Source organism: Pantoea sp. DY-17 (assembly GCF_019795975.1).
GTDB lineage: Bacteria > Pseudomonadota > Gammaproteobacteria > Enterobacterales > Enterobacteriaceae > Pantoea > Pantoea leporis.
On the sequence record NZ_JAIMIG010000001.1, the window covers coordinates 592,530 to 612,110 of the forward strand.

16 protein-coding genes are annotated in these 19,581 nt (G+C 53.5%); 12 read left to right on the plus strand and 4 right to left on the minus strand.

Annotated elements, in window-relative coordinates:
* Positions 1–672: 672 nt before the first annotated feature.
* The 5 genes from K5Y33_RS02810 (at position 673) to K5Y33_RS02830 (ending at position 5,940) form a co-directional block, all read left to right on the plus strand.
* A complete protein-coding gene (locus K5Y33_RS02810; protein ID WP_192413842.1) occupies positions 673–1,500 on the plus strand; it encodes a hypothetical protein in 828 nt (275 codons plus the stop codon).
* A 97-nt stretch (positions 1,501–1,597) separates the two neighbouring features.
* On the plus strand, positions 1,598–3,115 hold the full coding sequence (locus K5Y33_RS02815) for a lipopolysaccharide biosynthesis protein (protein WP_137385508.1): 1,518 nt from the start codon (positions 1,598–1,600) through the stop codon (positions 3,113–3,115).
* Positions 3,116–3,117: 2 nt separating this feature from the next.
* Entirely contained in the window at positions 3,118–4,119 is a 1,002-nt protein-coding gene (locus K5Y33_RS02820) for a glycosyltransferase (protein WP_255610230.1), read from the plus strand.
* Positions 4,120–4,238: 119 nt separating this feature from the next.
* Positions 4,239–5,249 carry a quinone-dependent dihydroorotate dehydrogenase gene (pyrD, locus tag K5Y33_RS02825; RefSeq protein WP_210080565.1) on the plus strand — a complete coding sequence of 337 codons (1,011 nt, stop codon included), beginning with the start codon at positions 4,239–4,241 and terminating at the stop codon, positions 5,247–5,249.
* A gap of 148 nt (positions 5,250–5,397) precedes the next feature.
* The gene (locus tag K5Y33_RS02830; protein WP_101760931.1) at positions 5,398–5,940 is read left to right on the plus strand and encodes a cell division protein ZapC; all 543 of its coding nucleotides are present in this window, start codon (positions 5,398–5,400) and stop codon (positions 5,938–5,940) included.
* Between the two features lie 5 nt (positions 5,941–5,945).
* Here K5Y33_RS02830 and K5Y33_RS02835 read toward each other — a convergent pair whose 3' ends face one another.
* The gene (locus K5Y33_RS02835; RefSeq protein WP_222233219.1) at positions 5,946–7,055 is read right to left on the minus strand and encodes a YcbX family protein; all 1,110 of its coding nucleotides are present in this window, start codon (positions 7,053–7,055) and stop codon (positions 5,946–5,948) included.
* A gap of 108 nt (positions 7,056–7,163) precedes the next feature.
* On the opposite strand from K5Y33_RS02835, the gene rlmKL reads away from it, so the two are divergent.
* From rlmKL to rmf, 6 genes are all read left to right on the plus strand, one after another.
* The gene (gene rlmKL / locus K5Y33_RS02840; RefSeq protein WP_192234381.1) at positions 7,164–9,281 is read left to right on the plus strand and encodes a bifunctional 23S rRNA (guanine(2069)-N(7))-methyltransferase RlmK/23S rRNA (guanine(2445)-N(2))-methyltransferase RlmL; all 2,118 of its coding nucleotides are present in this window, start codon (positions 7,164–7,166) and stop codon (positions 9,279–9,281) included.
* A gap of 5 nt (positions 9,282–9,286) precedes the next feature.
* Positions 9,287–11,197: an ABC transporter ATP-binding protein gene (locus K5Y33_RS02845; protein ID WP_222233220.1), complete on the plus strand. Its 1,911-nt coding sequence runs from the start codon at positions 9,287–9,289 to the stop codon at positions 11,195–11,197.
* 15 nt (positions 11,198–11,212) lie between these two features.
* Positions 11,213–12,496, plus strand: coding sequence for a membrane integrity-associated transporter subunit PqiA (pqiA, locus tag K5Y33_RS02850; RefSeq protein WP_192413834.1), 1,284 nt, complete (start codon positions 11,213–11,215; stop codon positions 12,494–12,496).
* Positions 12,468–14,111, plus strand: a complete 1,644-nt coding sequence (pqiB, locus tag K5Y33_RS02855; RefSeq protein WP_101760926.1) for an intermembrane transport protein PqiB — start codon at positions 12,468–12,470, stop codon at positions 14,109–14,111. The genes pqiA and pqiB overlap by 29 nt, the downstream gene beginning before the upstream one ends.
* The gene (gene pqiC / locus K5Y33_RS02860; protein ID WP_222233221.1) at positions 14,108–14,674 is read left to right on the plus strand and encodes a membrane integrity-associated transporter subunit PqiC; all 567 of its coding nucleotides are present in this window, start codon (positions 14,108–14,110) and stop codon (positions 14,672–14,674) included. Before pqiB ends, pqiC begins: the two co-directional genes overlap by 4 nt.
* A gap of 269 nt (positions 14,675–14,943) precedes the next feature.
* Positions 14,944–15,111 carry a ribosome modulation factor gene (gene rmf / locus K5Y33_RS02865; protein WP_071531634.1) on the plus strand — a complete coding sequence of 56 codons (168 nt, stop codon included), beginning with the start codon at positions 14,944–14,946 and terminating at the stop codon, positions 15,109–15,111.
* Between the two features lie 66 nt (positions 15,112–15,177).
* On the opposite strand, the gene fabA is transcribed toward rmf, so the two are convergent.
* Positions 15,178–15,696, minus strand: a complete 519-nt coding sequence (gene fabA / locus K5Y33_RS02870) for a bifunctional 3-hydroxydecanoyl-ACP dehydratase/trans-2-decenoyl-ACP isomerase (RefSeq protein WP_101760924.1) — start codon at positions 15,694–15,696, stop codon at positions 15,178–15,180.
* Between the two features lie 67 nt (positions 15,697–15,763).
* The gene (locus K5Y33_RS02875) at positions 15,764–17,626 is read right to left on the minus strand and encodes a Lon protease family protein (protein WP_222233222.1); all 1,863 of its coding nucleotides are present in this window, start codon (positions 17,624–17,626) and stop codon (positions 15,764–15,766) included.
* Positions 17,627–17,679: 53 nt separating this feature from the next.
* On the opposite strand from K5Y33_RS02875, the gene matP reads away from it, so the two are divergent.
* Positions 17,680–18,147 (plus strand): macrodomain Ter protein MatP, encoded by a 468-nt coding sequence (matP, locus tag K5Y33_RS02880; RefSeq protein WP_008101445.1) that lies wholly within the window; start codon positions 17,680–17,682, stop codon positions 18,145–18,147.
* A 73-nt stretch (positions 18,148–18,220) separates the two neighbouring features.
* On the opposite strand, the gene ompA is transcribed toward matP, so the two are convergent.
* On the minus strand, positions 18,221–19,288 hold the full coding sequence (gene ompA / locus K5Y33_RS02885) for a porin OmpA (RefSeq protein WP_192413827.1): 1,068 nt from the start codon (positions 19,286–19,288) through the stop codon (positions 18,221–18,223).
* Positions 19,289–19,581: the final 293 nt, after the last annotated feature.

The window sequence follows — 19,581 nt, forward strand, 5'->3', positions numbered from 1 at the left end:
TTAAATGATTTATCTGGTAATCCTAAGTCGCAAAATGGGATAGCCAGTAGCATATAAAGAGGGGATGAAAACGCAGATTTCAGGCGCTTAGGTATAATCTGAAAAGCGAGGCTGCAAGGGTGCGGTTATATAAATCCTGCGGCCTCAGTGAATGACGTTAATGATTAAAGGGCGTGATGCATGGGTAAAACAGAGTAGTAACCAGAGAAATATATTTATACAGACCGCGCAGTTACCGATTGCATGCAGTGCTTGGTATTGAAAGTTATAAGAAAAGATAAACAATTCTCCACTATTCCCTCCTCCATGAATCGGATAAAACTGAGCAACAGTTGTTTATTTCCTAATTTACCGTGGTTTTTATTTCACGAAATTTATGTCTAAACGCGAATAAAGGTTAATAAAATACGCACTATTCAATCCGCTTGTTACAAGTCATGCAAATTTTCGCCGATCAACATCACACTTCATGCAGCTGCGCTGAACAATTAATTTCGTAAGTTACATGTTAATGCTAATCGTGGTTGGAATTACAACTCCAAGCCTGTTTATAATCGGTTGAGCTAATTTCCGCTAGAACACGATAACGATATTTCACTTATTTATTTACGCCCGCGTTTTGTGGCGTGAGCTGCCGTTGCGGCAAACCAATTTATTTTTAGGGAGATATATATGGGTAGTTCTTCATTTGCTCAGGATTTAACTGAGCAGCGGGTCGCGCCTGCCACCTTCAATCGCATCTCACCCTCACCTAACGCTGCAGAAGAGCTGGTATGTTACTGGCTGCAACCCGATGCTGCGGGATCGCATCTCACCTCGTCATTGCTGCCGACCTTTCCGCACAGCACGCCGGCTGAAGATGATTTCCTGCTGTTCAGCGCGGAACGCAGCGCCTTGCCGGCCAACCTGCTGCAGGACGTGGCAAAGCTCAGTGACCAGCGTCCCGAGCTGAACTGTTTTGTGGTCTCACTGGCGAAGCGCGAGCTGGCGAACGGTTTACACTCTTCTCTGCAGCTGTTTCAGCAACTGCATGCGCAGCGCTGGTGGCAGCAGGGCGGCTTTGTGGTGATCTTGCGTGCTGGGCTGGCCCGCGCGGGTGGGCCGCTGACGCGTATTCAGGATGTGATGCTAGCCGGATTACTGCATACGCAAACGGCGTGGGTGCTCGATTACGCCAGTGAAGCGTCGCTGACCACTCAGGTAGAAGCCTCGCCGCGCTTAACCTATCAGCAATTTATTACCGATTATGAAAAACTCACGCGATTGTCACACTATATTCCGGAGCGAAACCGCTATCGGGAAAGTTATTTACGCAGCGGCTTATTACAATTAGTCCAGCACGAGTTAAGTGGCGCCGATAAATTCTCAGATAATACCCGCCATGCATTAACCTACTTTGCGGAAAACTTCCCGGCCAAAGGTGCAATGGAAAAACTTATGTTGAAACAACCTGACATCTATTTCTCCATGATGAAAATGAGAAAAAAGCTGGGCGCTTAGCACCAACGTTAATTTTAAGAATAACTCCGGTGTGCGCGTGAATACTTTTATGTCACGCTTAAGGCCACTGAGATAATCCCCAGATGCCAAAACACCTATGTCTATAAAACGTAACGCGATTGCCAACTATGTTGGTCAAATCTATCTGACGCTGTCAGGTATTTTGGTTGTACCACTTTATATTCAACACTTAGGTATGGAAGCCTACGGTTTAGTGGGCTTCTTTTCGATCTTATTAACCTGGCTGCAATTACTCGATGCCGGTGTTTCGACCACCTTGATGCGGGAAGCGGCGCGCTATCGTGCTAATCAGGCGGAATTTGTCTGGTTCCCGGCGCTGTTTGCCACGCTGACCAAATTCTTCTTGTTCTCCACGATTGTGCTGGTGGTGTTGGGTTGGTTGGCGACGCCATGGATTGCCACGCACTGGCTGGATGCGCGTCATCTTCCGGCGGGCGATGTGGTGATTGCCGTGGCGATTATGGTGATCACTGCGGCGATACGCTGGCGCACCAGTCCGTATCGCAGCGTGATTGTGGGCTTCGAACATCAGGTGTGGCTGAACGGCGTCAACCTGATTATCACCACCTTGCGCACCTTTGGCGCGGTGCTGGTGATTCAATTCTTCTCTAATGCGGTATTGGCGTTCTTTGTCTGGCAGTTGCTGGTGTCGATTGCCGAAGCGGCCTGTTGTATCTACAAATCCTGCCAGCTGATCCCCAAAGCGGCGCGCAAAGAGAAGCGCGGCGATCTGAAAGAGGTGCTGAAACCTTTTATTCGTTTTGCGCTCAGCGCGGCATTTTCCAGTGCGGTGTGGACCTTTATTTCGCAAATTGACCGACTGGTGCTCTCCAAGACGCTGCCGCTAAGTGAATACGGTTCATTTACCGTGGTGGCGACCGCCGCGACCGGCATTCTACTGCTCAGCAGCCCGATTATGCAGGCGATCGTGCCACGCATGACCGGCATGAAAACCCGCAAAGAGGGCGATGCGGAGTCCTTGAAACTTTACCGCTACACTACGCAGGCGGTGGCGATCTTTATGGCGCCGCTCAGTATCACCATCGCCTGTTACGCCGGCCCGCTGCTGTGGGCGTGGACGCAGAAAAGTCAGATTGTTGATGAGATGTCATTTGTCCTTAGCCTGTATGCGTTGGGCAGCGGCATTCAGGCCATCTGCGGTTTGCTCTATCACCTGCAATACATCAACGGCAACCTCAAGCTGCACATGAAAGGCTTCACCTGCTTTGCCGTGCTGCTGGTGCCGCTCAACATCTGGTGTGCCATTCACTACGGCGCACTGGGCACCGGTTGGCTGTGGCTGGGCCAAAACATCTTCTATCTGGTGGGCTGGGCGTGGCTGGTGCATCGCCGCTTTGCGCCGGGCATTCATTTCACCTGGTTAACCCGCGACGTGATGCTGATTTGGGCGGTTTCTGCGGCTGTCGCCTGGCTGAGCACCTTGCTGCCGATCGAGTGGAACCAAAATCGCTGGCTCAACCTGCTGTGGCTTGGCCTGATTGGCGCATTCAATCTCGGCGTCTGTTGTCTGCTGCATAGTGTGGTGTTGAAGCGTCTCAGAATTCCGTTGTTTAACGTTGAGGAAAGAGGATGAGCATGATGTCATCTCACAGTATCCCTACGGTTTCGGTCATCATACCGAACTGGAATTGCGCGCCCTGGCTGCCAGAAGCGATGGGTTCATTGTTGCGTCAGTCATCGCCGCCGGAACAGATCATTGTTATCGACGATGGTTCCAGCGACAGCAGCGTAGCCTGGCTCACGGCGTTTGCGGCCCAGCATCCGCAGGTGATCCTGCTGAGCGGTGAGCGCGGCGGCGTCAGTGCCGCGCGTATGAAAGGGCTCTCTGTCGCAACCGGTGATTTTGTTTACTTCATGGATGCCGATGATTTTGTCTCCACCGATTTGTTCGCCGACTTCCGTCGCGTGCAGGCGCGCCATGAAGATATCGATCTGTTCTGCTTTGGCGCGAAAATGTTTTTTGATGTGCCTGCCGCGCAGCGCCACTATCAAACCATTCACCAGCGTCATGTCAGTGGATTGCTGCCCGGCGGCAGCACCAGTTTACGTTCGCTGATGCAGCATCAGTCGGCGCATCGCGTCGTGTGGAGCAGCATCATTTCGCGTCGCTTGATTGATCAACTGGCGCTGCAGTTTCTGCCGATTCAAAACCATGAAGATGCGCCTTACATGTTTGCGCTCTATCTGCAGGCGCGTAACATTTATTGCACCAGCCAAAGCTACTACTACAAACGCTTTATGCTGACGTCGCTGTCGCAAAGCACGCGCGATTTTTCCTATGTGAAAAATTACTTTATTGCGCGTGAAAGCAGCGAACAGTTCCTGCGCGATCGGCATCTGCCGGTGGATGCAGCGTTGCTGGATAGCTATTACCAAACGGTGATGCACAGCTGCCTGGCGCAGATGCGCAAAAATCACATGGTGATCCCAACGGATTGGCAACCGCAGGTGAATCAGCTGGTGCGCAATGTATTGCAGCAAAGCGCGCGTCTGAAGCTGATGTGGTATTGCCCGACGATTTACAGTGGTTTGCAGGCGTGTCGCGAACAGCTTGGCCGCTATTCTGCACGACGCTGATAACGATCAAATTGTGATGCAGTAGAACAATTTACTTTTGCGCCAGCGCACCTTACCATTCTGGCGCACATTTTCCCGTGCACCCCGACTTCCCTGGTTTCCGTCATTGAGGAGAGTGCATGTTATATCCTATCGTCCGGCCAGCGCTGTTTAAGCTTGATCCTGAGCGTGCGCACGAACTCACCTTTCAACAACTGCGTTTTATTAGCGGCACCCCGCTGGAAGGGCTGATTCGCCAGTCGCTGCCATCACGTCCGGTAACCTGCATGGGATTAACCTTCCCGAACGCGCTCGGCTTAGCGGCCGGTCTCGATAAGAATGCCGAGTGCATTGATGCCTTCGGCGCGATGGGCTTTGGTTTTGTCGAAGTGGGAACGGTAACGCCGCTGGCGCAACCGGGAAATGATAAACCGCGTATGTTCCGCTTAGTGCCTGCCGAAGGGATTATTAACCGCATGGGGTTTAATAATCTCGGCGTTGATCATCTGATTGCCAACGTTAAAAAGTCGCGCTTTAAGGGCATTCTCGGCATCAATATTGGCAAAAATAAAGATACGCCGGTCGAGAAAGGCAAAGACGATTATCTGATCTGCATGGAAAAGGTATATGCCCACGCCGGTTATATCGCCATCAATATTTCGTCACCCAACACGCCAGGATTACGCACGCTGCAATATGGCGAAGCGCTGGACGATCTTCTTTCTGCCATCAAATTAAAACAGCAAGAACTCCAGGCAAGGCACCTTAAATATGTGCCGGTGGCGGTAAAGATCGCGCCGGATCTGACTGAAGAAGAATTGATCCAGGTTGCCGACAGTTTGGTGCGCCACAATATTGATGGTGTGATTGCCACCAATACCACGCTTGATCGTTCGCTGGTGACCGGCCTTAAATATGCCGAAGAAATGGGCGGATTAAGTGGTCGTCCGGTGCAGTCACGCAGCACCGAAGTGATTCGCCGCCTTGCGCAAGAGCTGCAGGGCCGCTTACCTATTATCGGCGTCGGTGGTATTGATTCGCTGGTTTCTGCGCGTGAGAAAATTACCGCGGGTGCAACATTAGTGCAGATATACTCTGGATTTATTTATAAAGGCCCAGGCTTAATTAAAGATATCGTGACCCACCTCTAAGACATTTCCCACTTTACTGCGCCGAGGGGTTTATTTATCCCTTCGGCTCGTTTATATTTTGTCCTGCTGATGCCTTTTTCAGCTTTTTCTCAGATTTATTTTTTTAATTAAGCGCCGTTTAGCGCAGCGATAAACCACAGGGCAGATCATGAAAATCAAACCTGATGACAACTGGCGTTGGTATTTCGACGCTGATCATGACCGCATGATGCTGGATTTAGCCGACGGCATGTTATTTCGCTCGCGCTTCTCGCGCAAAATGCTGACGCCTGATGCCTTTAATGTCAGCGGTTTTTGCGTTGATGACGCCGCGCTCTATTTTAGCTTTGAAGAACGTTGCCGTCAGAGTGGATTAAAAGGCGATCAGCGTGCGGAGTTAGTGTTAAACGCGCTGGTGGCCAGTCGTTTTCTCAAACCTCTGATGCCAAAAAGCTGGCACTTCACCAATCACGCGCACAGCTGGCAGCCCGCTGCGGGCGATATGGTGGCGGTGACGCTGGCTGATAGCGGCGAACAGGCACAACTGTTTGTGGTTGAAAGCGGTGAAAATGCCGCGCTGTGCTTATTAGCGCAAAACGCGCTAACCGTGGCGGGTAAAGGTATGCAGTTGGGTGATGCGATTAAGATCATGAACGATCGTCTGCGTCCGCAGCAGCAGGAACAAACCGCCCACTTTGCGCGGGCGGTGTAATCGGCTTACGCTAGTTCGATATCGCCTGCCGGAATACAGCTGCAGCTTAAGATGGTACCATCCGCGCGCACCGCGCTTTTCTTCAGTGCTTTCACTTCACCCGCCACCAACGTCACTTTGCAGCTGCCACAAATCCCGGCACGGCACGAGTAGGGAATGCGGAAACCCTGCATTTCCAACTGTTCCAGCAGCACTTGCTGATTGTCGCCGCTAAAGCTCGTCCCCTGATAATCGATGCTCACCGCGCTGTGGCTGCTGGCGGCTGGCGCCAGCGTTTCGACCACGGCGCCCGCACCGTAAGCGCGTGGGGTTTGCTTCTCGAGAATGGTCACCGCATCGCCGACGCGAATAATGCCGCTATTAAGGGCGATCAAATTCAGGCCGAAATCGATATCGCCGCTGCCATCCTGCGCGCTGCGAAAACCCTGCAAGGTCGAGAGCGGTTCGCCATCAGGATGCTTACGGCCGCTTTCGGTACCGACGGTGGTAAACACGCAGCGGCTGCACGGTTTCGGCATCTCAAAGGTGATCTCGCCAATTTGCAGGCGTTTCCAGCTATCTTCTTCCCAGGCAGCCGCGCCGCTCACCACCAGATTGGGACGGAACTGCTCAACGCGCACGCTGGCCGGACAGCGCTGTTGCAGATCCTGCAACGAGGCCATATTCACTAACAGGTAAGGAAAACCGTCGGCGAAACTCAGTGGCACATGATCAAAACGCTTCACGCGGCGCGTCGGTTGCACGCCGGTCCAGCGCAGCTGCACCGGACGCGGGAAGAAGGTGCTTAACCAGTTATTGATCGCGTCAGGTGCAATATGCGCGGTGAAATGGTTGCCCCAGACTTCGGTGGGTGACTGCTCAGCGGTGAAATCAGCGAAGCGGATCAGCGCCTGCGAACCATCCGGTGCCTGCAGAAACAGCCCGTCCGGCAGCAGCGCCGGGGTAAAGCGCACCATTTCCGGAAACTGGCGGGCGGTCACGAAAGTGCCGTCCCGTTCGGTCACCATAAAGATGCGATCAAAGCCCAGACCGCTTTCCAGCACCTGCGCATGTGACAGTTGCAGACCGCGCATAGATTTAACGGGATGGATGTAAAGGCGTGAAAGCGTAATCATCACCACTCCAAAAAAGAGGTCATAAGTTTTAAAGAAGCTAACTTTATGACATAGCACGCTGATTCGCTATAATGCGCAGCAATTTAAGCAAGAGTAAAAAGTGACGATATGAATTCTCTGTTTGCCAGTACGGCGCGTGGGCTCGAAGAGCTGTTGAAAAGTGAGCTAGACGCGCTGGGTGCGCAGGATTTGCAGGTGGTGCAGGGCGGCGTCCACTTCCAGGCCGACGACCATGTAATGTATCAAAGCCTGCTGTGGAGCCGTCTGGCTTCGCGCATTTTGCTGCCGCTGGGAGAATTTGGCGTCTGGAGCGATCTCGATCTTTACGTGGGGGCGCAAAGTATCCCGTGGACCGAGATGTTCGACAGCAACACCAGTTTTGCCATCCATTTTAGCGGCACCAACGAGGTGATCCGCAATAGCCAGTTCGGTGCGCTGCGCATTAAAGATGCCATCGTCGATAGTTTTACCCGCCAGAATCTGGAGCGCCCGAACGTTGATCGTGAACAACCGGGCATCCGCATCAATGCGTGGCTCAACAAAGATCGCGTCAGCATCGCGCTGGATCTAAGCGGTGATTCACTGCATCAGCGCGGCTATCGCCAGCAAACCGGCGCAGCGCCGCTAAAAGAAACCTTAGCGGCAGCCATTGTGATGCGTTCCGGTTGGCAGAGCAGCACGCCGCTGGTCGATCCGATGTGTGGTTCCGGTACGCTGCTGCTGGAAGCGGCGTTGATCGCCTGCGATCGCGCGCCTGGCCTGCTGCGTACCCATTGGGGCTTCAATCGCTGGAAGAAACATAATCAGGCTGCATGGCAGGAAGTTCATGCTGCCGCAAAAGAGCGCGCGCGCGTGGGTACCGCCGCTGCGACCGCCCGTTTCTTTGGCTACGATAATGACAGCCGCGTGCTGGAATCGGCGCGCGCCAACGCCCGTCGTGCAGGCGTGTTCGAGCTGTTCACCTTTGCGCAGCAGGATGTGATTAAGCTGAAGAATCCGCTGGCGGGCAAAGAGATTACCGGCACGGTATTGAGCAACCCGCCGTACGGTGAGCGTCTGGAAAGCGAACCGGCGCTGATTGCGCTGCACAGCCAGCTGGGCCGCATCATGAAGCAGCACTTCGGCGGCTGGAATCTGTCGCTGTTCAGCGCCTCGCCAGAGCTGCTGAGCTGCTTGCAACTGCGTGCCGATCGCCAGTTCAAAGCCAAAAATGGCCCGCTGGAGTGCGTGCAGAAAAACTATCAGCTGGCTGCGACCAGCGCAGAAGGCGGCGCGCAGATCGCCGAAGATTTTGCTAACCGCCTGCGCAAGAACCTGAAGAAGCTGGATAAATGGGCGCGTCAGTCGAATATCGATTGCTATCGTCTGTATGACGCCGATCTGCCTGAATACAACGTAGCGGTCGATCGTTACGCTGATTGGGTGGTGATTCAGGAGTATGCGCCGCCGAAAACCGTGGACGCGAACAAAGCGCGTCAGCGTCTGTTCGATGTGATCAGCGCTACGCTGAGCGTGCTGGAGATCCCGGCCAATCGTCTGGTAATGAAGACCCGCGAGCGCCAAAAAGGCAAAAGCCAGTATCAAAAGCTGGGCGAGAAGGGCGATTTCTTCGAAGTGCAGGAATTTGATGCGCGCCTGCTGGTGAATCTCACCGATTATCTGGATACTGGTTTGTTCCTCGATCACCGTATCGCGCGCCAGATGCTGGGCAAAATGAGCGCAGGCAAAGATTTCCTCAATCTGTTTGCGTATACCGGCACCGCCAGCGTACACGCCGGTTTGGGTGGCGCGAAAACCACCACCACCGTGGATATGTCGCGTACTTATCTGGAGTGGGCCGAGCGCAACCTGCGCCTTAACGGTTTAACCGGCCGTAATCATCGCCTGATGCACGCCGATTGCCTGAGCTGGTTGCGTGAGAGTGACGAACAGTTTGATTTGATCTTTATCGATCCGCCGACGTTCTCTAACTCTAAGCGCATGGAAGACGATTTCGACGTGCAGCGCGATCACATGATGCTGATGCAGAACCTGAAACGTTTGCTGCGTCGCGGTGGCACCATTATGTTCTCCAATAACAAGCGCGGCTTCAAAATGGATCTCGACGGCTTAGAACGTCTGGGTCTGCAGGCGCAGGAAATTACCCAAAAAACGCTGTCGCAGGATTTCGCGCGCAACCGTCAAATTCACAACTGCTGGCTGGTTAGCCACGCCGGTAAGGAATAAGTTTTATGTCACTGATCAGTATCCATGGCGCTTACCTCTCGTTCAGCGATGCGCCGCTGTTGGATAACACCGAACTGCATATCGAAGAGGGCGAACGCGTCTGTCTGGTTGGCCGTAACGGCGCCGGTAAATCGACGCTGATGAAAATCATCAACGGCGAACAGCCGCTGGATGACGGCCGCATCATTTATGAGCAGGATTTGGTGGTGGCGCGTCTGCAACAGGATCCGCCACGCAACATTACCGGTTCTGTTTATGACTTCGTTGCCGAAGGCGTGGCCGAGCAGGCGGAGCATCTCAAGGCTTATCACGCGATTTCCCATCTGGTGATGGAAGATCCGAGCGAGAAGAACCTGAACGAGATGGGTCGTTTGCAAACCATCCTTGACCATCAGAATCTGTGGCAGCTGGATAGCCGCATCAACGACGTGCTGCAGCAGATTGGTCTGGATGCGGATACCGAGTTGTCTTCGCTGTCTGGCGGCTGGCTGCGTAAAGCGGCGTTGGGCCGCGCGCTGGTGAGCAACCCGCGCGTACTGATGCTCGACGAACCGACCAACCACCTTGATATCGAAACCATTGATTGGCTGGAAACGTTCCTCAAGACATTCACCGGCAGCATCATCTTCATTTCGCATGACCGTTCGTTTATTCGCAACATGGCGACGCGCATTGTCGATCTTGATCGCGGCAAGCTGGTTTCCTGGCCGGGCAACTACGATTTGTTCCTGACCGGTAAAGAAGAAGCGCTGCGTGTCGAAGAGATGCAGAACGCCGAGTTTGACCGCAAGCTGGCGCAGGAAGAAGTGTGGATCCGTCAGGGCATCAAAGCGCGCCGCACGCGTAACGAAGGCCGTGTACGTGCCTTGAAAGCGCTGCGTAACGAGCGCTCTGCACGTCGTGAAGTGATGGGCAAAGCCAATATGCAAGTCGGCGAAGCGGCACGTTCAGGCAAAATCGTGTTTGAGATGGAAGATGTCAATTACAGCGTGGGTGGCAAAACCCTGGTGAAAGACTTCTCTACTCAGGTGCAGCGCGGCGACAAAATCGCCCTGATTGGCCCGAACGGTTGCGGTAAAACCACCTTGCTGCGTCTGATGCTGGATCAGCTGAAAGCCGACAGCGGCCGCGTGCATTGCGGTACCAAGCTGGAAATCGCTTACTTCGATCAGCACCGCGCTGAGCTGGATCCAGATCGTACCGTGATGGATAACCTCGCTGAAGGTAAGCAGGAAGTGATGGTTAACGGCAAACCGCGCCACGTGCTCGGTTACCTGCAGGACTTCCTGTTCCATCCGAAACGCGCCATGACGCCGGTGCGCGCCTTGTCCGGCGGTGAGCGAAACCGCCTGCTGCTGGCGCGTCTGTTCCTCAAGCCAAGCAACCTGCTGATTCTTGATGAACCGACCAACGACCTCGACGTCGAAACGCTGGAATTGCTGGAAGAACTGGTGGATGGTTATCAGGGCACCGTGATGTTGGTGAGCCACGACCGTCAATTCGTCGACAACACCGTGACCGAGTGCTGGATCTTTGAAGGCAACGGCGAAATCGGCACCTTTGTCGGTGGCTATCACGATGCTCAGCAGCAGCGCGCAGCCTATAAGCAGGGCAAAGCCTCGCAGGCTAAATCGGCTACACCGGTGAAAACCGCTGAGAAAAGCGACGCCGCCAAACGTCCGGCCAACAAGCTAAGCTATAACCTGGCACGTGAGCTGGAACAGCTGCCACAAAAACTGGAGCAGCTGGAAACCCGCATCGGTGAGTTGCAGGCTAAAATGAGTCATCCAGATTTCTTCAGCCAGCCACACGATAAAACCCAGCCGGTTCTGGATGCGTTAGCGCAAACCGAGCAGGAGCTGGAAGTGGCGTTCGAACGCTGGGAAGAACTGGAAGCACTGAAAAACGGCGCGTAATCGGAAGGAGTCAGCATGTGTGCAGCGGATCAAGCGCATCAGTGGAGTCTTTGTCCACAGTGTGATTTAACAGTAAAGCTGCCCGCTGTACCGGTTGGCAGCCGTGCGCGTTGCCCGCGTTGTCACACCACGTTGCAAGCCAACTGGCAGGAGCCGCGTCGACGTCCGACCGGCTACGCCTTTTCGGCGCTGTTCATGCTGGTGCTGGCCAATCTGTTTCCTTTCATCAATATGCACGTTGCGGGATTGAGCAGCCAGATATCGCTGCTCGAAATCCCCCAGGTGATGGATCGCGAAGATTACCGCAGCCTGGCAACGCTGTTTCTGCTGTTTGTGCAGGGCATTCCTGCCTTCTGCATGATCACCATTATTCTGCTGGTCAATAACGTCCGCATGCCGCACAGCCTGCGGCTTGGGTTGGCGCGCGTGCTGTTTCAGCTGCGTAGCTGGGGCATGGCGGAAATTTTTATGGCCGGCGTGCTGGTCAGTTTCGTTAAGCTGATGGCGTATGGTGAGATTGGCCTCGGCAGCAGTTTTTGGCCGTGGTGTCTGTTCTGCGTGTTGCAATTGCGCGCTTTTCAATGTGTTGATCGCCGTTGGGTGTGGCACCGCATCAATCCGTTACCGCCGTTGCCGAAAACGCCGCTGGCCGGTGTTAGCGGCCTCAAGCAAGGTTTGCGTAGCTGTCCGTGTTGTACCGCGATTCTGCCCGCTGACCAACTGGCGTGCCCGCGTTGTGGTGTGAAGGCGCATGCGCGCCGCAAGCACAGTCTGCAGTGGACGCTGGCGCTGCTGATCACCTCGGTGATGCTCTACATTCCCTCAAATATCATGCCGATCATGGTGACCGAAACGCTCGGTTCGCAATATCCTTCGAACATTATGGCCGGAGTAATTTTGCTATGGAGCGACGGTTCGTGGCCGGTGGCGCTGGTGATCTTCATCGCCAGTATCATGGTGCCTTCGCTGAAAATGCTGGCGATTGCCTGGCTGTGCTGGCACGGCAGCGGACGCGGTGGGCGCGATGATGAAAAGATGCACGTGGTTTATGAGGTGGTTGAATTCGTTGGCCGTTGGTCAATGATTGATGTGTTTGTAATCGCCGTTCTCTCTGCGCTGGTGCGGATGGGTCGGCTGATGAGCGTGTATCCTGCCCCAGGCGCGCTGCTGTTTGCCATGGTGGTCATCCTCACCATGTTTGCCGCAATGACCTTTGATCCGCGCCTGCTGTGGGATCGACAACGAGAAACTGAACGTAAGGAGCCGCGTCTTGACGGACAACCATCACGGGACTGCTAAGGTCGACCAGATTAAACGCTGGTCGCCGGTCTGGATTGTACCTATCGTCACGCTGTTAATCGGCGGATGGATTCTTTTTTATCACTTCAGCCATCAGGGCCCGGAAGTGACGCTGATTACCGAAAATGCGGAAGGCATCGAAGCCGGTAAAACCACCATTAAGAGCCGCAGCGTCAACGTCGGTGTGGTGGAAAGCGCGGTTCTGACCGACGATTTGCACCATGTAGAGATTAAAGCGCGTCTTAATTCGGGCATGGAAAAGTTGCTACAGGGCGACAGCGCATTTTGGGTGGTGAAACCGCAAATTGGTCGCGAAGGCATTACCGGATTGGGCACGCTGCTTTCCGGTGCCTATATCGAGCTGCAGCCGGGCGCGAAGGGCGATAAGCCGGAACGTTATCAACTGCTGGATGCACCGCCGCTGGCGCCGCCGGATGCCAAAGGCATTCGCATAACGCTCGACAGCAAAAAAGCCGGTCAGCTTAATGCGGGCGATCCGGTGCTGTTCCGCGGTTATCGCGTAGGTTCGGTGGAAACCAGCAACTTTGATACCGATAAACGCATGATGACTTATCAGCTGTTTATCTCGGCGCCTTACGATCGCCTGATCACCACCAACGTGCGTTTCTGGAAAGACAGCGGTATTGCCGTTGATATGTCTGCATCAGGCATGCGCGTAGAGATGGGATCGCTCACTACGCTATTCAGCGGCGGCGTCAGCTTTGATGTGCCGGACGGCGCTGAGCTGGGCCGGGCGGCGGAGAACAAGGCGGAATACCATCTGTACGACGATCAGCGCAGCATCCAGGATTCGCTCTACAGTGCTCATACCGATTTCCTGCTGTTCTTCACCGATTCGATTCGCGGCTTGCAGGTTGGCGCACCGGTTGAGTTCCGCGGCATTCGTTTGGGTACGGTGTCACAAGTGCCTTATATGATTCCGGGCGTGAATCAGGCGCTGAATACGGATTATCGTGTGCCGGTGCTGATTCGCATTGAGCCGGATCGCTTTGTTAATCGCCTGGGCGGAGATTTCAATCTTGAGCAGCATCTGCAGGATGGCAAAAAACGCGGTCTGCGTGCGACGCTGAAAACCGGCAACCTGCTGTCTGGCGCGCTATTTATCGACCTCGATTTCTACGATAACGCACCGGCGTATCAAGGCCCGAATCAGGTGGCTGGCCTGGAAGTGATTCCAACCGTCAGCGGCGGCCTGGCGCAGATTCAGCAGAAACTGATGGCGGCGCTGGATAAGATCAACGGCTTGCCACTTAATCCAGTGCTGAATGAAGCCACAGGTACCTTGAAAGAGAGCCAGCGCACCCTGCAGCGGCTACAGAAAACGCTGGATAACCTTAATCAGGTCACGGCGAATCCGGCGATGAAAACCCTGCCTTCAGACATGCAGCAAACCCTGCGCGAACTGAACCGCAGCATGAAAGGGCTGCAGCCAGGTTCGCCGGCTTACAGCAAGCTGGTGGGCGATATGCAGCGGCTTGATCAGGTATTGCGAGAACTGCAGCCGGTGCTGAAAACGCTGAATAGCAAAAGTAACGCGCTGGTGTTTGAGGCCAAGCCGGGCCAGGATCCACAGCCAAAGAGGGCGAAACAGTGAAAAAAGGGCTAATTATCGGGGCGCTGTTGCTGCTGGCAGGCTGCAGCAGCACCATTGAAAATACCTATTATCAGCTGCCTGCGGGCAGCAATGTGGCGCGCGTTGAAAGTGCCGCGGGCACTGGCCAACCGATGATTTGGGTTGAGCAAGTAACGGTACCGGATTACATGGCGGGCAACGGCCTGGTCTATCAGACCAGCGATGTGAAGTACGTGATTGCAGCCAATAACCTGTGGGCCAGTCCGCTCGATCAACAGTTGCAGCAAACGTTGATCAGTAATCTCAGTAAAGCGCTACCTGGCCGCCTGGTTGCCGGTGCGCCGCTGGGCGATGCGCACGATACGCTGTCGGTAAACGTTACCGGTTTCCAGGGACGCTACGATGGACAAGTGGTGGTGAGTGGCGAATGGTTACTGCAGCATCAAGGACGCCTAATCAAACATGGCTTTAATCTGACGCTGCCGCAAACCGAAGATGGCTATGATGCGCTGGTACGTACTCTGGCTCTCGGCTGGCAGCAAACCGCACAACAAATCGCAAATAGTGTCGTTTCGCTAAATTAAGATTTGTTCGATGCTTATGCTAAGTCCTTGATTTACTGTAGTGTGATCGCAGTCAAATCAGGGGCTTTTTTTATTGCCTAATCAGCCAGATAGACAATCAACTGACAATTCTACATGGCACTTTAACGTCAAAAACATGACATTGGCGTGAATTTTGCGCATTGACCTTTCTTCGGCATCGGGTTAGAACATTATTGTGGTTGAACATTATATCGCCACTCTTTCTTTCCACCCAGATTCCACCAGACCTGAAATGAGGGAAACGAGGCATGAAGAGACAGAAGAGAGACCGCCTGGAACGAGCACATTCACGAGGCTACCAAGCCGGTATTACGGGCCGCTCGAAAGAGATATGCCCTTATCAATTGATCGATGCACGGTCTCACTGGTTGGGAGGTTGGCGTCAAGCCATGGAGGACAGGTCAGCGGTGGCCTAGCACTGCTGGATGTCTAACATTATGGAAGAAACCTCCGCTGCGTGCGGAGGTTTTCATTTGGAAGGATTAGAAAGCTGAAGTGTCTTTGAACAGACCCACTTTCAAATCGGTCGCAGAGTAAATCAGGTTCCCGTCAACGAAGACTTCGCCATCTGCCACGCCCATCACCAGTTTACGGTTAATCACGCGTTTGAAGTGAATTTTATAGGTCACTTTTTTGGCGGTAGGCAGGACTTGTCCAGTGAACTTCACTTCACCCACGCCCAACGCGCGGCCTTTACCTTCTGCGCCCAGCCAGCCGAGGTAGAAACCTACCAGCTGCCACATCGCATCGAGGCCGAGGCAACCCGGCATTACCGGATCGCCAATGAAGTGGCAGTCAAAGAACCACAGGTCAGGGCGGATATCCAGTTCGGCTTCGACGAAACCTTTATCGAATTTACCGCCGTCTTCGGTCATTTTGACCACGCGGTCCATCATCAACATGTTGTTGGATGGAAGCGGCGGTCCATTTTCGCCAAACAGTTCGCCGCGACCCGAGGCAATCAGGTCTTCTTTACTATAGGATTCGCGTTTATCTACCATGTTCTCAATATGCCTTCTTTTAGTGAAGCCCGAATATTAGCGAACAGTTGTACGCTGAGCAATGTTATCAGCTGTGGTTGAACCAGTTGAGCCAACGTAGTGGCCACGGACGCAGGCGAGCTTCCTGCTGGTTCAGCTGGGTAATACGTTCCTGAATGGTACTAAGCAGAGATTCGCCGCTTTCACTCTGCCAGGCAATGCCGGTCAGCAGCGGCAACGCTTCATCTACGCTCTCAATGGCCCAAAGATGGAATTGTCCGGCCTTAACCGCTTCCACAACATCCTGATTCAGACTGAGATGGCGCGCGTTACTGGCAGGGAAAATAACACCTTGCTTGCCGGTCAATTCACGTGAATGACAGATTTGGAAGAAGCCTTCAATTTTTTCGTTCAGGCCGCCGACGGGCTGCACGTTACCAAACTGATCAACTGAGCCGGTCACCGCAATCTGCTGGTTAACCGGCTGATTAGCCAGCGCACTGATTAACGCACAGAGCTCGGCCAGTGAGGCGCTGTCGCCATCCACTTCGGAATAGGATTGTTCAAACACCAGTGAAGCGGAGAAGGGCAGCTGTTGCTCTAGCTCCAGCTCGGCAATCAGGTAGGCTTGCATAATCATCATGCCTTTCGCATGGATGTTGCCACCTAATTCGGCTTTGCGCTCCACATCGGTGAACTCGCCATCGCCCGGGTGTACCACACAGGTAATGCGCGAAGGTTCTCCCCACGGACGCGGATGACCTGGGAACTCAACCACCGAAAGGCCGTTGATTTGCCCAACCACTTCGCCTTCGGTTTCAATCATGATCTGATTAAGCAGGATTTCATCACGCATGCGATCGGCGAGGAAGCCTTCACGCCATTGGCGCGCTTCCAGCGCTTCTTTCAACGCTTCGCCATTGATGCTGTCGCCATGCAGCGCCGCTTCTTGCAGCTGGCGACGAAGCCAGCGCGGGCAAAGCGGCAACGTGTCTTGATCACCGGTCATGCGTGCTGCTTCGGTGATCAACAATGGCCAGAAATCGGCTTCAGGCTGCGCTAATCCGGCTTGTTCGGCTTGCGTTAGCGTCCACTGGCACCATGACGTCATGTCATCTTCGTCGAGAATTAGTAAGCTCTCTTCGAATTCGCTATACAGCGCCATCTCATGAACTTCGACGTCCATTTCCTGGAAAGCGGCCAGTGCATCACGGTCGCCACACAGTACCAGACGCAGTTGCAACGGTAGCGGGGGAATGGCGACAGGCAATGGTTGACGCTCATCCTGTGAATACCAATCGAAGCGACCTTGCTCAATACACTTACGCAAACGCAGCCACAGCAGCGGCTGTGCCAGTAAAGTGTTGACCGCAAGAATCAACGTACCGCCATTGGCGCGATGCAGTAAGCCCGGTTCAGGCTGCACACGGTCTTTATATTGACGTACGCAACCGAACAACTGTTCAGCTTCAATCCAGTCGGCGAAATGCACGCCGCCCTGGCTGGTGAAGGGGCGATTGATATCGGTTGGCGGTAGAAGACTGACGGTATCGCCCATCACATGATAGTCGCCACCGTAAAGAGAATTCTCATCCGGCTGGAAACGTTGCGCCGCATCGGCGATGCAGGCCAGGTAATCGCTGTTTTCCTGACTGCGTAACAGCAGCAGCGGAAAACCCAGGGTTTGATGATGCAAATGCGCCAGCGCATTCAGCAGACGCGGCTGAACCGCGGCAAGACTATCGCAATCTTCCAGTGAGACGTTCGAGAAAATGGATTGGTAGCGGTCGCTATCCGGCTGCAGGGCTTGCCACGTAATTTGAGTGCTGGTCAAAATATTCGCATTAGTCTGATTTAGGAAAAGCGCGATTATACAGGAATCAACCTGGTTAATCACGGCGGAGTTCCGGCCCGGATTGTGACGGCTGCAACATGTTTTTCCTTGCTGCATCCAGGAAAAAAGCTGTTATTCTTAGTTTGTTACGTGATCACGATGAGATTCCGATGAAATACCAGCAACTCGAAAATCTTGAAAGTGGATGGAAGTGGAAATACCTGGTGAAAAAGCATCGGGAGGGTGAACTGATCACCCGTCATCTTGAGCTTAGTGCGGCGCAAGCTGCGGTCGATACGTTGTTGTCGATGGAAAACAGCCCGGTTGAGGTTAACGAGTGGATCGCCCAGCACATTCATCCAGATTTGGAGAATCGTCTCAAGCAGACAATACGTGCACGTCGTAAACGTCACTTTAATGCTGAGCATCAGCACACGCGTAAGAAATCGATCGATCTGGAATATCTGGTGTGGCAGCGTCTGGCAGGATTAGCGCAGCGTCGCAGTAATACGCTGTCAGAAACCATAGTTCAGTTAATTGAAGATGCTGAACGCAAAGAGAAGTACGCCAGCCAGATGTCTACGCTGAAGCAGGATCTGCAGGCGATCCTCGGAAATGGTGGCTCGGAAAAAGAGTAGAATCCTTTTCGTTCTCATTACATTCAGCCATAAAAAAACCCCGCCTTAGCGGGGTTTTTTACTGCGTGATAACTTAAGCCTGTGGCTGAGTTACAACGTCTTTGATACCTTTCACGTCAATTTCAACGCGACGGTCTGGCGCCAGGCAGTCGATCAGGGCATTGCGGCCTTTCACGCTGTCACAGGTGTTGCCAGTAACTGGGTTGGATTCGCCCATACCGCGTGCAGAGATCTTGTTAGAAGGGATACCTTTAGATACCAGGTAATCAACTACAGATTGCGCGCGCTTCTCAGACAATTTCTGGTTGTACTGCTCTGAACCGATGCGATCGGTGAAGCCCAGTACTACAACAGAGCCGTCTTTCGGATCCATTGAGCTCAGCTGGCTGTACAGCTGATCAAGAGCCTGCTGACCTTCTGGCTTCAGAGTAGATTTGTTGAAGGTGAACAGAACGTCAGACTTCAGGGTGAAACGCTTAGTTTCAACAACTGGCGCTGGAGCTGGAGCCGGAGCTACAACTGGCGCTGCATCTTCATCCTGACCGAAACGGTAAGAAACGCCCACGCTCAGCATGCTGTTGTCTGGACGTGCACCAACGGTACCTGCGTCACCGATGTTGTTAACCCACTGGTAGTCCAGGCGAGTTGCCCAGTTTTTGGTCAGTGCGTATTCAACACCAACAGCAGCCAGCGGAGAAACGCCGGTGTCGTGGTCGCTGATGCGAACGCCGTTGTTGTTCTGAGTTGAATCAGCACGCCATACCATACCACCCAGACGGGTGTAGACATCGAAGTCTTCGGTGATTGGGTAGCTCAGTTTAGCAGCCAGCTGAACGCCTTGTGCTTTGAACGCGCCGTTGATGGTGTCGCCTTTGTTAGGCATACGGCCCAACCAGTCGTAGCCCAGCTCGAAGCCCAGGTACGGGTTAGCCTGATAACCCAGGAAAGCACCAGCACCCAGCTGAGATTCGTGAGTTGGACCGTCATTGTTCGCGTAACCGTTACCGTAGTAACCAGTATCGTGATACTGAGACCAGCCCAGTTTAGCACCGGTGTACCAGGTGTTATCTTTAGGTGCGGCCTGCGCTACGGTAGCGAAGCCAGCCAGTGCCACTGCAATTGCGATAGCTGTCTTTTTCATTTTTGCGCCTCGTTATCATCCAAATAGGCAATGAGCAAAAAGGTTGCTCTTTGTGTTAATCCTTCGCCGGGTCTAAACGCTCGCTTTTGACTCTACCGAAAAAACGGAGGTTATTGAGCACCCTGGCGAGCTAAAGTCTACAACGAGATTGGAAACTTACAAGTATGATGTGACGCCGGGCAGCAAAAAAACAGCGATTTATACACACATTTTAACAAATCATATGGCTAAATCTTCGGTATTAGAAAACAAAAAAGCGTCTAAGCCATTGTCATAGCTGGCGGGAAAAGAAT